The 14,356-nt window shown below is 48.1% G+C and carries 13 protein-coding genes and 1 pseudogene; 6 read left to right on the top strand and 8 right to left on the bottom strand.

Going from position 1 to position 14,356, the window contains the following annotated elements; genetic code table 11:
- Positions 1-152: 152 nt before the first annotated feature.
- The 4 genes from purM (at position 153) to K4H25_RS13575 (ending at position 4,633) form a co-directional block, all read left to right on the top strand.
- Positions 153-1,190 carry a phosphoribosylformylglycinamidine cyclo-ligase gene (gene purM / locus K4H25_RS13590; protein ID WP_221020983.1) on the top strand — a complete coding sequence of 346 codons (1,038 nt, stop codon included), beginning with the start codon at positions 153-155 and terminating at the stop codon, positions 1,188-1,190.
- Between the two features lie 199 nt (positions 1,191-1,389).
- On the top strand, positions 1,390-2,028 hold the full coding sequence (purN, locus tag K4H25_RS13585; protein WP_221020982.1) for a phosphoribosylglycinamide formyltransferase: 639 nt from the start codon (positions 1,390-1,392) through the stop codon (positions 2,026-2,028).
- A gap of 3 nt (positions 2,029-2,031) precedes the next feature.
- The gene (locus K4H25_RS13580; protein ID WP_221020981.1) at positions 2,032-3,246 is read left to right on the top strand and encodes a DUF3108 domain-containing protein; all 1,215 of its coding nucleotides are present in this window, start codon (positions 2,032-2,034) and stop codon (positions 3,244-3,246) included.
- Between the two features lie 67 nt (positions 3,247-3,313).
- Entirely contained in the window at positions 3,314-4,633 is a 1,320-nt protein-coding gene (locus tag K4H25_RS13575) for an RsmB/NOP family class I SAM-dependent RNA methyltransferase (protein ID WP_221020980.1), read from the top strand.
- A 76-nt stretch (positions 4,634-4,709) separates the two neighbouring features.
- On the opposite strand, the gene K4H25_RS13570 is transcribed toward K4H25_RS13575, so the two are convergent.
- From K4H25_RS13570 to K4H25_RS13540, 7 genes and pseudogenes are all read right to left on the bottom strand, one after another.
- A complete protein-coding gene (locus tag K4H25_RS13570; protein WP_221020979.1) occupies positions 4,710-5,132 on the bottom strand; it encodes a ClpXP protease specificity-enhancing factor in 423 nt (140 codons plus the stop codon).
- A gap of 60 nt (positions 5,133-5,192) precedes the next feature.
- Positions 5,193-5,798: a glutathione S-transferase N-terminal domain-containing protein gene (locus K4H25_RS13565; RefSeq protein ID WP_182075348.1), complete on the bottom strand. Its 606-nt coding sequence runs from the start codon at positions 5,796-5,798 to the stop codon at positions 5,193-5,195.
- A gap of 149 nt (positions 5,799-5,947) precedes the next feature.
- Positions 5,948-6,706, bottom strand: a complete 759-nt coding sequence (locus K4H25_RS13560) for a cytochrome c1 (protein WP_173532060.1) — start codon at positions 6,704-6,706, stop codon at positions 5,948-5,950.
- Between the two features lie 16 nt (positions 6,707-6,722).
- Positions 6,723-7,991: pseudogene (locus K4H25_RS13555) on the bottom strand (cytochrome b); the annotation flags it as partial.
- A gap of 14 nt (positions 7,992-8,005) precedes the next feature.
- Positions 8,006-8,587: a ubiquinol-cytochrome c reductase iron-sulfur subunit gene (gene petA / locus K4H25_RS13550; protein ID WP_173532058.1), complete on the bottom strand. Its 582-nt coding sequence runs from the start codon at positions 8,585-8,587 to the stop codon at positions 8,006-8,008.
- Positions 8,588-8,701: 114 nt separating this feature from the next.
- Positions 8,702-9,187, bottom strand: coding sequence for a hypothetical protein (locus K4H25_RS13545; protein ID WP_221020977.1), 486 nt, complete (start codon positions 9,185-9,187; stop codon positions 8,702-8,704).
- Complete coding sequence (locus K4H25_RS13540) at positions 9,184-9,936, bottom strand: Nif3-like dinuclear metal center hexameric protein (protein WP_308443214.1); 753 nt, start codon at positions 9,934-9,936, stop codon at positions 9,184-9,186. Before K4H25_RS13540 ends, K4H25_RS13545 begins: the two co-directional genes overlap by 4 nt.
- 16 nt (positions 9,937-9,952) lie before the next feature.
- On the opposite strand from K4H25_RS13540, the gene K4H25_RS13535 reads away from it, so the two are divergent.
- Positions 9,953-11,086 (top strand): trypsin-like peptidase domain-containing protein, encoded by a 1,134-nt coding sequence (locus K4H25_RS13535; protein ID WP_221020976.1) that lies wholly within the window; start codon positions 9,953-9,955, stop codon positions 11,084-11,086.
- Between the two features lie 125 nt (positions 11,087-11,211).
- On the opposite strand, the gene K4H25_RS13530 is transcribed toward K4H25_RS13535, so the two are convergent.
- Positions 11,212-13,215 (bottom strand): monovalent cation:proton antiporter family protein, encoded by a 2,004-nt coding sequence (locus tag K4H25_RS13530; protein ID WP_221020975.1) that lies wholly within the window; start codon positions 13,213-13,215, stop codon positions 11,212-11,214.
- Positions 13,216-13,359: 144 nt separating this feature from the next.
- On the opposite strand from K4H25_RS13530, the gene K4H25_RS13525 reads away from it, so the two are divergent.
- Entirely contained in the window at positions 13,360-14,346 is a 987-nt protein-coding gene (locus tag K4H25_RS13525; RefSeq protein WP_221022955.1) for a KpsF/GutQ family sugar-phosphate isomerase, read from the top strand.
- Positions 14,347-14,356 lie beyond the last annotated feature (10 nt).

The following is a 14,356-nucleotide window of genomic DNA, read 5'->3' as shown; positions in this document are numbered from 1 at the left end:
GGCGAAGTGTCAATTTTGATATAAAATGCGTGGTTTAGCTGATGTGCTCTCTATTCTAACGCACACGACGGGTGTTTTGACAGTCAATGAGTTAACTCATTACCAAGCTACCCGCGCTCAGCCCAGATCACTCCAGTACGAGGCCTTAATCCATGTCCAAACAAAGTCTGAGTTACCGCGATGCCGGTGTTGATATCGACGCTGGTGACCAGCTCGTTGAAAACATCAAACCGTTTGCTAAACGTACGATGCGCCCAGAAGTTCTCGGCGGTATCGGTGGTTTTGGCGCGCTGGTTGAAATCAGCAAAAAATTCCAAGAGCCAGTGTTGGTGTCGGGCACCGATGGTGTGGGCACTAAACTCAAACTCGCATTCGAACTGAATCGTCACGATACCGTGGGTATCGATTTGGTTGGTATGAGCGTGAATGATATTTTGGTGCAAGGCGCTGAGCCACTGTTTTTCCTTGATTATTTTGCTTGTGGCAAGTTGGACGTTGCTAGCGCAACTGAAGTCATCAAAGGCATTGCTGCGGGTTGCGAGCAAGCTGGTTGCGCTTTAACGGGCGGCGAAACCGCTGAAATGCCAGGCATGTATCCTGTTGGCGAATACGACTTGGCGGGCTTTGCCGTTGGCGTCGTGGAAAAAAGCAAAATCATCGACGGCACGACGATTGCCGCTGGCGACGTGGTATTGGGCTTGGCATCCAATGGCGCGCACTCAAATGGTTACTCGCTGATCCGCAAAATCTTGCATCTAGCTGATGCCGATTACGCAGCTGAATTTGATGGTGGCAAGAGCTTGGGTGACGTGGTGATGGCACCAACGCGCATTTATGTGAAGCCATTATTGAAACTGATGGCTCAAATGACGGTCAAAGGCATGGCGCACATCACCGGTGGCGGCATTACTGAAAACGTACCGCGCGTATTGCCAGCCAATGTCGTTGCGCAAATCGATGCCGCTAGCTGGACGATGCCAAAATTATTCCAGTGGCTGCAAAAAGAAGGCAATGTTGCACCACAAGAAATGTACAAAACCTTTAACTGTGGCGTAGGCATGGTGGTGATTATGTCGGCGGCAGACGCAGCTGCGGCAACGGCTTTACTTGAAGCTGAAGGCGAAACGGTTTACCAAATGGGTACTGTGCGTGCACGTGTCGGTGAAGAGCATCAAACACAAGTGGCGTAAGTTACCGCGCAGCTGATCGCGAATGGGTAGGCAAACATCAATATGGATTGCCTGCCTTTTTTGCGAGGTGCTAGGCGAGACCAAGGTCGGTCTCGCTTTTTTATTTTTAAATCCACTACATTACGTTTAGTGGGTATACGAATGTAGTCTTTTCTGTGTCTAGTTTGCATTCATATACGTCACTCATTAGTTAGAATTTATGCCAAAAAATATTGTAATTTTAATTTCGGGCCGTGGCAGCAATATGCAGTCGATTGTTAACGCACAGATTGCCGGCGCGCAGATTGCGGCGGTGATTTCTAATCGGCCAGATGCTGCTGGATTGGCATGGGCGGCTGAGCGTGGCATTACTACGGCCGTGCTTGACCATAAAGCCTTTGCGGGGCGCGACGCGTTTGATGCCGCATTGCAAAACTTGATTGACGGCTTTGCGCCGGATTTGGTGGTGTTGGCTGGATTTATGCGGATTTTAACCGCGGATTTTGTGAATCATTACGCTAATCGTTTAATTAATGTGCATCCTTCATTGTTGCCAGCGTTTATTGGCGTCAATACCCATCAACGGGCGATTGATGAAGGCGTTAAATTAGCCGGTTGTACCGTGCATTTTGTAACGGCCGAGCTCGATAGCGGGCCGATTATTGCGCAGGCCGCAGTGCCGGTATTGCTCGACGATAGTGCTGATAGTTTGGCGCAGCGGATTTTGCAGCAAGAGCATCAGCTGTATCCCAAAGTGGTGCAATGGTTTGTCGCAGGTCAGCTTGAAGTGCAAGGTTCGCGGGTACGCGTGAGCGCGGCCAATGATGCTGCGGCCTTTTTGCAAGCTCCGGGTGGCTAAGGGATGAAAATTTGGCGTTATCTTTTTGGCTTTGCTTTACTGGCTTCAGTGTTACTGCATTTGAGCGTGCTGCTGGCTGGGCCGATTTATGATTGGTGGACGCAGCCTGAGTTTGAGCAAACTGCGCTGAGAAAAACTGAGCGTAAATTGGCCGAACAAAGCTTAGACGAGAGCGAAAAACCGGCTGAGTTGGCGAATGTGCAAGTCGTGGATCAGCAGCAAGTGTTTTTCGCGCCAGCGACTGAACCTAGCGTCAAACCAACGGTAACCAAAGTCGCCAGCGCGCAACCAAAACCGCGTCTCAAGACGGCATCAAAACCGGCTGCGCTTGTTGCTTCCGAAGTCGTTATTGCCTCTGCCGTGACGAGCGAAAAAATGCCGGTGAGTGTCGATGGTAGTGATAGTTTGGGGGTGAATGTCGCCAGTGCGGTTGTGGAGAATAATCTGGCGAGTGGAGCCAGTCAGCCGGCGGTGGCGGTCACTGCGGGGGCAGAGCCCGCGAGTAAGGTAGCCAATAAAGCTTCGCGGGTGATGGCGCAGCTCAATCGAGAAGCCAATAAGCGCTTTCCCAAAGTGGTGGATATTGGTTACTACTGGACAGTGTTTGATGCGCGAATGCAGTGGAAGATCGAGAAAGATCAGTATGTTTTGCGCTTACAAGCCAATCCGGTTGGGAAAAAAATTGAGTATTTGAGCGAAGGTAAAATCAGCGCCAAAAATGGTGTCACGCCTGTGCGGTTTGCTGATTTGAGTCTAGGCCCAAGCGTGCCTAAAAATTCGGTTGATTTTAATTGGGACACGCAGACGGCCGTAGTGGGGCCGCCGAACGCGCTAAAAACCGAGCCTTTAGAGGCGGGCGATCAAGATTTATTATCCGCCGCTTTGCATTTGGCGTTGATGGGCAGTCGACAAGCGAGTTATGGCATGTCGTTGTTTAGTGGTAAAAAACGCTACCCTGATGTGGTATTTGAGCTTAAAGGCGAGGCCACATTGACTTTGGGCACCACTAAAGTGGATGCGGTCTTGATGCGCGCACAATGGAGTGATCGCCAAGTTGATTTTTGGTTGGCACCGGAATGGAATAATCTGCCGGTGAAAATGTCGGTCAATTTAGGCAAAGATGGTAGTTTTGAAATTTTGGCCAAGGAAGTGACGTTGGATGGGCGTAAAGTGCTAGAGTGGATTAGCCCGCAAAATCAACAGCAGCGCCGACCTTAATGTCGATGATCAGTAATGAATGAGCGCTCATTTGAGTGTGAAACGTATTTAATAAAGAGAGTAAATCATGACCCCTATTCAGCTTTCCGCTACTTTGGATGTGCTTAACGCCGCGCTGGGTTTTAATGCGCCTGCTGATGCAGTGGTTTCACGCCATTTTCGTGAAAATAAAAATCTAGGTCCTAAAGATCGTGCCGTTGTGGCTGAAACGGTATTTGGTGTATTGCGCCATTTGCCACAGCTCGATTGGTTAGCCGGTGGTGATGCGGGTAGCAAATTGCCGAGTACACGTGATTTATTGTTGGCGTTTTTTACCCGGATTAAGCATTTAAATCTGCGTGAGTTGCCAGCGGTATTTGGTGATAATGATAAAGAACGTGCCGCTGGTATGAAGGGTATGTCGCTGCGTGATGCACCACTTCACGTGCGTGCAGCATTACCCCAGTGGGCGATTGATGCTTTGTTGGCGTCAGGTAAAACCGAAGACGAAGTCTTGGCCTTAGGTCAGTCGATGCTGCAAGCTGCACCGCTTGATTTGCGTGTGAATGGCATTAAAGCCAAGCGCGATGCAGTGGCGGCAGAATTAAAAGCGGCTGGGGATATTAATACCACGCCAACACCCTATTCACCGTGGGGCTTACGTGTTGAAGGCAAGCCAGCGATTAATAAGTACAAAGCGTTTATGGAAGGCCGCGTTGAAGTGCAAGACGAAGGTAGTCAGTTGTTGGGCCTACTGTGTGGTGCCAAACGCGGTCAAATGGTAGCGGATTTTTGTGCTGGTGCTGGTGGCAAAACATTATTGCTGGGCGCAATGATGCAAAATACTGGCCGTTTGTATGCGTTTGATGTGTCAGAAAAGCGGCTGTCAAATCTGAAACCACGCTTGTCGCGTTCAGGTTTATCGAATGTGCACCCGCAATTGATTTCGAGTGAATCAGATCAAAAAATTAAGCGTTTGGCTGGCAAAATGGACGTTGTTTTGGTGGATGCGCCGTGTTCAGGTATGGGGACTTTGCGCCGTAATCCTGACCTAAAAGCGCGTCAAACCGCTGAGGGTGTGTTGGAGTTAAATGCCAAACAAAGCAGTATTTTGAAATCAGCTGCGCGCATGGTAAAAGCCGGTGGTCGTTTGGTGTATGCCACATGCAGCTTTTTGCCGAGTGAAAATGAAGCGATTGTGGCTGAATTTTTAGCCAATCATGCCGATTTCCAATTGCTTGATGCACGTGAAATCTTGAAAAAAGAGCGCGTTGAGATTGAATTGGCGAATGAGTATTTGCAATTGACACCACAGCAGCATCACACCGATGCCTTTTTTGCTGCCGTGATGACGCGGATTGTGCCGGCTGCGGTTGCGGCGGTTGAATCTGAGGAAGTGGCTGAATAAGTATTGCTGTTGCCCAATAAAAAAGACCCGCAAGGGTCTTTTTTATTGTCTGAACTTTAATTATCTGAACAGTAACTTATTTTACGACGCGTAATTGCGGCTTGCCCGTTGGGCGGGGAGGTGGTTCTTTGGGTTCTTCAGATGATTCTGGTGAACTTTCTGGTTCGCCGTCGGCATCGGCAAAATCACCTTCATATTCAAAGCCCATTCCTTCGCCATTTTCGCGTGAAAAAATAGAAATCACTGCGCCGACAGGAATTGCGATATCGCGAGATACGCCATTAAATCGGGCCGAGAATTGAATAAAGTCATTGGCCAGCTCTAAATTGCGGCAGGCGCTATAACTAATATTGAGGACGATTTCACCGTTTTTAACGTATTCCATCGGCACTTGCATTTTGCCGCGAACAGCGACCACCAAATAAGGCGTAAAGCCTTGATCGGTGCACCATTCATGAATCGCGCGTAAAAGATAAGGTTTGGTTGAAACAGTTTGCATAAGATTCTCCGTGAGAATGGGGTGTGAGGTGGGGCTTGCGCCTCACACCTCTTCACAGCATTACTTGCGCATTGCTTTTTCGTTGGCCGTTAATGAGTCAATAAATGCTTCGCGGCTAAATAAGCGCTCAGCATATTTCATGACTGGGGCTAAGCCTTTGGTCACTTCAATGCCGTAGTGTTCAAAACGCCATAGCAATGGCGCGATCGCGACGTCGAGCATCGAGAACTCTTCACCCAAAATAAATTTTTGCTTGGTAAAGAGTGGTGCGATTTGCGTTAAATTATCACGAATCGTGGCACGAGCCAGTTCAAGTGCTTTTTTAGTTGAGCTGCTGTCTTCTAGCGTTTTAACGTGAATAAATAATTCACGTTCCAAATTAAATAGCATCAAGCGAGCGCGAGCACGCATCACTGGATCTGCTGGCATTAATTGTGGGTGCGGGAAACGCTCATCAATATATTCATTGATAATGTTTGATTCATACAATTGCAATTCACGTTCAACTAAGACCGGAACTTCATTGTACGGGTTCATGATGGCTAAATCTTCGGGCTTGCTGTGGATATCGACATCGAGAATCTCGAAATCCATTCCTTTTTCAAATAGTACAATGCGGCAGCGGTGACTAAATGGGCATGAGGTGCCAGAATATAATTTCATCATGATGATGCCTATCAACTTTTAAGAATGAATGGGATTTTACTATTTTTGCAGCGCAATATCTAGGTGTAGTGCCATAAGTGCTTGTTATTAAAGAAGTAAATGGCAATAAAAAAGGGCGGTTAGTCCGCCCTTTAAATCGATTTATCTGCTTAGTGAATGTCTTTCCAATACTCTTTTTTCAGCAAGTAAGTCAGTGGCACTAAGATAAATAGCAAGAACAGCACGACCGCGTAGCCGATTTGTTCACGTTTAACTTGTGCAGGTTCTGACATATACGTCATGAAATTCACCAAATCACCGACGCGCTGGTCAAATTCTTTGTTGTCATAGCCACCACTTTCAGTCCCTCGGGTTAAGAGACCTGGCTGGGCAAGCTTGAGCGTATGAACTTCATGCGCGCCTTCTTTTTTGACTTCAAGAATTTGCTGACCTTGCAATTGCCAAAGTACGTTTGGCATGCCGACTTTATCAAATACCGTGTTATTCCAGCCGGTAGGGCGAGTGTCATCACGGTAAAAGCCACGTAAATAGGTGTAAAGCCAATCAGAGCCACGTGAACGCGCAATCAAAGACAGGTCTGGCGGTGTGGCACCGAACCAAGCTTTGCCTTCTTTGGCATCCATCGCCACTTTCATTGGGTTACCAATTTTGTCGGTGGTGAACATCAGATTTTTTTCGATCTGTTCTTTGCTTAGACCAATGTCTTCGAGGCGGTTATAGCGCATTGCTACGGCGCCATGGCAGCTAAGACAGTAGTTCACAAAAGTTTGTGCACCACGTTGCAAGCTTTCGGCATTACGCAAGTCAATCGGCGCTTTGTCTAGTGCAACAGCACCACCTGCAGCTTGGCTATTGATTGAAACTGCCGCAAGTAAGGCAAACAGTAAATGATTAATAATTTTTTTCATGCTCCCCGCCTTATCTCATTGTTACGCGGTCAGGAACCGGTTTCGTTTTATCGATCTTGGTATACCAAGGCATCAAAATGAAGAACAGGAAATAAACTATCGTGAGTACTTGTGACAGCAGTGTGCCCATGTCCGTTGGTGCTTGAGTACCCAGATAACCCAGTCCTAAGAAGGAAATAATAAACAAGGTTAATGCTGTTTTATAAATCGGGCCGCGGTAGCGAACTGATTTAACCGGTGAGCGATCAAGCCAAGGTAGCGCACCGATGATTAAGGTTGCAGCCCCCATTGCTAACACGCCCCATACTTGCATACCAAAGAATGATGGTACAGCACGCAAAATGGCGTAGAACGGTGTGAAGTACCATACCGGAGCAATGTGTGCTGGCGTTTTTAATGCGTCTGCAGGGTCAAAGTTCGGGTGCTCTAAGAAGAAACCGCCCATCTCTGGTTGGAAGAACAAGATCGCAGTAAACACCACCAAGAACACAGAAACACCAAAAATGTCTTTCACTGTGTAGTAAGGATGAAATGGAATGCCATCAAGTGGAATACCAGTTTTTGGATCTTTGTTTTTCTTGATTTCAATGCCGTCTGGGTTGTTTGAGCCCACTTCATGCAATGCCACCAAATGCGCTACCACCAGTGCCAATAACACTAAAGGTACAGCAATCACGTGCAGTGCAAAGAAGCGATTCAATGTGGCATCAGAAACGACGAAGTCACCACGAATCAACTCAGACAAATCTGGGCCAATCACTGGGATTGAAGCAAACAAGTTAACAATAACCTGTGCACCCCAAAATGACATTTGACCCCAAGGCAATAAGTAGCCCAAGAATGCTTCAGCCATCAGGCACAAGAAAATCATCGTGCCGAAAATCCAGATCAATTCACGTGGTTTTTGGTATGAACCATAAATCAGGCCACGGAACATATGCAGGTAGACGACAACGAAGAACATCGATGCGCCGGTTGAATGCATATAACGAATCACCCAGCCGCCAGCGACATCACGCATGATGTATTCAACTGAGGCAAAAGCGACAGAAATATTGGTACCCGGAATCAAATTGCCATCCGGTTTGTAGTTCATGGTGAGGAAAATGCCGGTGACGATTTGGATAACCAAAACCATCATGGCTAATGAACCAAAAAAGTACCAAAAGTTAAAGTTTTTTGGTGCGTAATATTCGGAAATATGTGCTTTCCAAGTTGAAGTAAGCGGAAAACGCTCATCAACCCAGCCGAGTACTTTTTCGGGCACTTGATCTAGTTTGCTCATGTCTTCTCCCTTTATTAAGCTTCACCAACCAACAGGCGCGTGTCGGATAGGTATTTGTGTTCTGGGATAATTAAGTTGGTTGGCGCAGGAACTCCTAAGAATACGCGGCCAGCCAAATCGAACTTGGAGCCATGACATGGGCAATAGAAACCACCGACCCAATCCGCGCCAAGATCTGCCGGAGCTAGATCGGGACGGAATGTTGGCGAACAGCCCAAATGCGTACAGACGCCGACAGCAACCCAGATTTCTGGCTTGATCGAGCGTGTTGCATTATGACAATACTGTGGTTGGTGATCGACGATGGACGTCGGATCGGCCAATTTGGGATCATTTTTGGGTAAGAGTGCCAGCATTTCTGGGGTGCGTTTTACCACCCAAACTGGTTTGCCACGCCATTCAATCGTGATCTTTTGTCCCGGCTCTAATTTGCTAATGTCGACTTCGACCGATGCTCCTGCCGCTTTGGCCCGTTCTGACGGGAAAAAGCTGGCAATAAACGGCGCTGCGACCCCTGCGACTGCTGCGCCACCTGCAGCACTGGTCGCAATCAGCAAAAATCGTCTTTTACTATTATCTACTTGTTGGTCACTCATAACCCAATCCCTGATTGACTGAACGCAATATCTTTTAAAGTAGTAAATTCTACCTGAAAGAAGCTTGGAACTTAAAGCAGCTTCACTCGTCTGACGCTGCATTTTTACAAAAAGTCAGCGTTTTGTAGCGATTTTGGCATAAAGCGCTAATTCTTCAGCCAGTTTGTCGGCTAAAGCTTGGGTGATTTCTTGCACTGTTTCTTGCTTACTGCCTGGATTGCTGATTTGGAACACGCGTACATTGACGCGCCAACCTTGCTCAGTTTGAGTCAGGATGTATTGCATTCTGGCTTCGGTAGGGATGCTGGTATTGCTCATCGGCATCATCATTTCGACTCTTTGATTGCCTCTACTGCGAATTTTCATCCCCTTGTCGCTGCGGTATTTAATGATGTCTTCGAGGATGGCTTTGCTGCTGCGAGATGGAATAATGATGCTGGTGCTAGGCTGATTTTTGCTTACAGATGAAGTGTTGCTGGTATTTGAATTTGCTTGTTCAGACGGTGAGATTGTGGTGCAAGCACTGATAATGCTGGCAATTAGTAAGATACTTAGCGTGCGAATTGAACGCCAAATTTGCAAGTTGTAAGCGAGTTTCATACTGGGTTATCCAAATCAAGATGGGTGTGTTGTAGTCCAAAGTGCTGTGCTAAGTGTTGCCCTAGTGCCGCGATGCCGTAACGTTCTGTTGCGTGATGGCCTGCAGCAATAAAACTGACACCGCTTTCTTTGGCAAGGTGAGTTACAAATTCAGAGGCTTCTCCGGTGATGAAGCAATCCACCGCCAAGTTGGCGACGTCGTGGAAATAACCTTGTGCGCCACCGGTGCACCAAGCCACTTGACGCACGATTTGATCGGCAGGACCAATGCTGAGTGCTTGACGATTTAAGGCAACGGCAATGTGTCGCGTAAAAGTATCAAAAGACATCGGGACGGGTAATTCGCCGAGCCAAACTAAATTTTGATTTTCGCAGTGCCCAGTGGGTATAAGACCCAGCTGTTTGGCTAATTGAGCGTTATTTCCGAGTTCAGGATGAGCGTCGAGCGGTAAATGGTAGCCAAATAAGTTGAGGTCGGCGCCGAGTAGGGCGGCAATGCGCTGTTTTTTAGTGCGTACAATGGGTAAGGCTTCGTTTTTCCAAAAAAAACCATGGTGCACCAGCAGCGCATCAGCATTGAGTGCAATGGCCGCATCAATGAGCGCTTGCGACGCGGTTACGCCAGTGACGATATGTTGAATTTGATTGCGGCCTTCGACTTGCAGTCCATTGGGTGCATAATCCTTAAATTGCGCAACAGACAATAGCTGTGCAAGGTAAGCTTCTAATTCTTGACGTTGTATAGGCATAAAAGATCTACGAGATATGAAAAAACTTTGGTTGATTTTCGCACAAACGACCACGATCGGTTTAGCCATCTGGTTTTTGTTTTCGGTATTAAGCCCACCACCACCGCCACCAGCGGTGGTTACGGTGAAAGAGGTGCCTACTCAGACGCCCGTTTCGAGTGAGTTGTCTTATCGCGGGGCTGCTAAGCGCGCCAAAGCGGCGGTGGTCAACATTTACACCTCTAAGGAAGTCAAATCAGGGCGACGAGCCTTGTTTAATGACCCAGTCTTGAAGCGCTTTTTTGGTGAGCGAGACGGTGAAGATGGTAGCAAAGCATCGAGTTTGGGTTCTGGCGTTTTAGTGTCGCCTCAAGGTTATATTGTGACCAATAACCATGTGGTGGAGTCAGCCGCAGAAATCGAAGTGGCATTGGCTGATGGGCGCACAGCCAGCGCTAAATTAATTGGTAGTGATCCTGAAACTGATTTAGCGGTGATTAAAATTGATTTGGACCAATTGTCTGCCATTGATTTTGCTAATGTCGATCAGGCTGAAATTGGCGATGTCGTACTGGCGATTGGTAATCCATTTGGCGTTGGCCAAACGGTGACGATGGGGATTATCTCTGCTTTAGGTCGCAGTGAGTTGGGCATTAACACCTTTGAAAACTTTATTCAAACCGATGCCGCAATTAATCCCGGTAATTCGGGTGGGGCATTGGTGGATGTGCATGGCAATTTACTCGGGATTAACACCGCCATTTTCTCTAAAACCGGCGGTTCACTCGGCATTGGCTTTGCGATTCCTGCCAATATTGTGAAGCAGGTGATGGATGCCATTATTAAAGATGGCAGTGTCACTCGAGGCTGGTTGGGGATTGAGGTACAAGATGTGACGCCTGATTTGGCCGCTTCGCTCAAACTTGATTCGAGTAAAGGTGCTTTAATTGCGGGAGTGGTTCGCAATGGCCCCGCAGCTGTAGCAGGGATTCGTCCAGGGGATGTTTTGCTGAATATTGATGGTAAAGAGGTGACCAATTCTGCACAAATGTTGAATTTAATTGCCGCATTGCCGCCTGAGCAAGCAACGCCGATTACCGTGATACGCCAGGGCGAGCCATTAACTTTAAGTGCCGAAATCGGGATGCGGCCTAAATTTAGTCGCCGCTGATGGTATTGGCCCATAAAAAAAGCACCGTTCAAACCGCGGTGCTTTTTTTATGGGTTCACGTTGACGCAGTCGTTTTGAGTAACGTCGTTTGCGATGGGAGGTTGATTAGGTCTGTTTGCGTTGTTTTATCCTTGCAACAGCAGCATCTCGGCGGCAGCTAAATTGTCTTGCTCGCCAAGCAAGACCAGCACATCGCCGTTATTGAGTTGGAAGCTCGCATTCGGCTGAATCGGGGGCATATTGCGGCGGCGAATGCTGCGAATTTCGACTTGGAATTGCTCTAGTTTGAGCTCGGCAATGGTGTAGCCAATAGCATGCGCATTTTGGGTGAGTTGCAAGGTGTGCAGGCGTGGATAACTACGGTCACCTTCGTCAGCATCTTCATTGAGTCCGCGATAAAAGCCGCGAATCAATTGGTAGCGTGCCTCACGGACTTCACGAATTCGGCGAATCACTTTATTTAGCGGCACCCCCAACAGCATCATGGTGTGCGACGCCAGCATTAAACTGCCTTCCATTATTTCGGCAACGACCTCGGCGGCACCGGCATTTTTAAGTAAATCAATATCGCTATCGTCTTGCGTGCGCACAATGACGGGTATTTCTGGACGAATTTGATGGGCTAACTCAAGGATTTTCATTGCTGAATGCGTATCGGCGTACGTGACAATGATGGCGCGCGCGCGCATTAGGCCGGCGGCGAGTAATACTTCGCGCTTGGCAGCATCACCAAATACCACCGATTCACCCGCCGCAGCGGCTTCACGCACCTTTTCTGGATCTAAATCAAGGGCGAAAAAGTGAATGTCTTCTTGCGTTAAAATACGCGCTAAAGATTGGCCGCTACGGCCAAAACCACACAAAATAACGTGACCATTGGCAGCCATGCTGCGCACGGCAATATTGTGCAAATTGGCGGCGAGATTCATCCATTCAGAACTTGCGAGGCGAAGGACTAGTTTGTCTGAATGTTGGATTAAAAATGGTGTAATGAGCATCGACAAAATAACGCCAGCGGTTGTCGCTTGTAACACATTGCTAGGCACTAGGCCGCCTTGGGCGGTGAGGGCCAGTAAAACAAAAGCAAACTCCCCGCCCTGACCGAGTGCAAATCCAGTGCGTAATGAGGTGCCTGCGGTATTGCCAAATAACCGTGCTAAACCGGCAATAAGGGCGACTTTGATCGGACCTAGCAGTAATAAACTGGCGAGCACGAGGCCCCATTCTGAAATCAAGATGCTGAAGTTTAAATTCATCCCCACGGTGACGAAAAATAGGCCGAGTAATAAATCGCGGAAAGGGCGAATATCGTCCTCCACCTGATAGCGATATTCGGTTTCAGCAATCAACATCCCTGCTAAAAAAGCCCCTAAAGCTAGCGACAGTCCCGCCTGTTCTGTCAGCCATGCCGTACCGAGCGTGACCAATAAAATATTGATCATAAATAGCTCGCTGGCATGCTGCTTGGCGACCAAATTAAACCAAGGACGCATGATTTTTTGCCCCAGCGAGAGCAGTACCGCCAAGACAAAAACAATTTTAATTGCCGCTAAAAATAGTGAAAACAGCAGTTGATCAACTTGTAAATTGATCCATGGAATGGTGATGCTGCCATCAGGTAGGCTTAAGGCTGGGATGATAATGAGGAAAGGCACAACGGCTAAATCTTGGAATAATAAAATCCCAATCGCATTTTGGCCGTGAGGTGCATTGAGCTCGCTGCGATCACTGAGTAATTTCGAAACCATCGCGGTGGAAGACATCGCCGCTGCGCCGCCAAGAATTAAGCCGGCTTTCCAATCTAAACCCGCAAATAAGACTGCGGCTGCGACGCAAATTAATACCGCCGCCACTTGCGCCGCGCCTAAACCAAATACAATTCGCCGCATGGCGTTGAGTTTGGCTAGGTTAAATTCTAGTCCAAGGGTAAACATCAAAAAAACAATGCCGTATTCAGCCAAATGACTAGCTTCATCACTCGATTGAATAAAACCCAGCGCATACGGACCGATTAGCATCCCGACCAATAAATAACCCAGCATGGCAGGTAATTTGAGTTTGCGGCAGAGTACAACCGTAATAACGGCCGCAGCAAGCAGAACTAGAAAGGATTGTAAATTGATCGGCATAGGGTTCATTAGAGTTGGATGCTATTTGATTATAACTGAGCTGGCCCTGTTACTGACGTACTGATTATTCACAGCCTACTGTTATCTAATGATGAGGTCTTTTATACTGCGGCATTGTTTATGCGCTAGGTGTGTTGCTCTGTGATGAATGCCATAGAATCAAAAGATGCTTGGTCGGCCTGTGATGTGGCGCGGCGAGTAATGCAAATTGAAGCCGCTGCAATCTTAGCGGTGTCGACGCGTTTGGATGCTCAGTTTGATCAGGCTTGCCAGCTCGCTTTGAATTGCCGGGGGCGAATTGTGGTGATGGGGATGGGGAAATCGGGCCATGTTGCGCGTAAAATAGCCGCGACCATGGCCAGCACAGGGAGTCCCGCTTTTTTTGTTCACCCCGGTGAAGCAGCGCACGGCGATTTGGGGATGATTACTTCCGCCGATGTGGTTTTGGCTTTGTCCAATTCGGGAGAAAGTGACGAATTGGTTGCTTTATTGCCTAGCTTGAAGCGCTTAGCAATTCCAATTATTGCGATGACCGGCAATGTGAATTCGACTTTAAGCCAAGAATCGAGCGTGCATTTGGATGTGGCAGTTAGCGAGGAGGCTTGCCCGTTGAATTTGGCGCCAACAGCCAGCACCACCGTGGCGTTAGCACTTGGTGATGCGTTGGCTGTGGCTTTACTGGAGGCGCGTGGCTTTAAGGCTGAAGACTTTGCTTTATCGCACCCCGGTGGCACTTTAGGACGACGCTTATTGGTCCATGTGCGCGACTTAATGCATCAAGGGGAGCGTCTACCGGTGGTAGGGCAAGATTTACCACTACGCGACGCTTTGCTCGAAATTAGCCGTAAGGGTTTGGGGATGACGGCAGTGGTCGATGCGGCGGGATTATTGGTCGGCGTATATACCGATGGTGATTTGCGGCGCACTTTAGATTTGGATATTGATATTCGTACCACACCGGTGAGTGCCGTGATGACGGCAAATCCTGCTACTATTGAGGCTTCGCGTCTGGCAGCTGAGGCGGTTCAGTTGATGGAGTCACGGCGGATTAATGGTTTATTGGTTCAGGACCAAGGCCGATTAGTCGGGGCATTAAATATGCATGACTTGCTACGAGCCCGAGTGGTTTAATTGGGTATGG

Source organism: Deefgea piscis, from assembly GCF_019665785.1.
Lineage (GTDB): Bacteria > Pseudomonadota > Gammaproteobacteria > Burkholderiales > Chitinibacteraceae > Deefgea.
The sequence above is the reverse complement of the archived record's forward strand: the minus strand, read 5'-3'. Positions and strand labels throughout refer to the sequence as shown.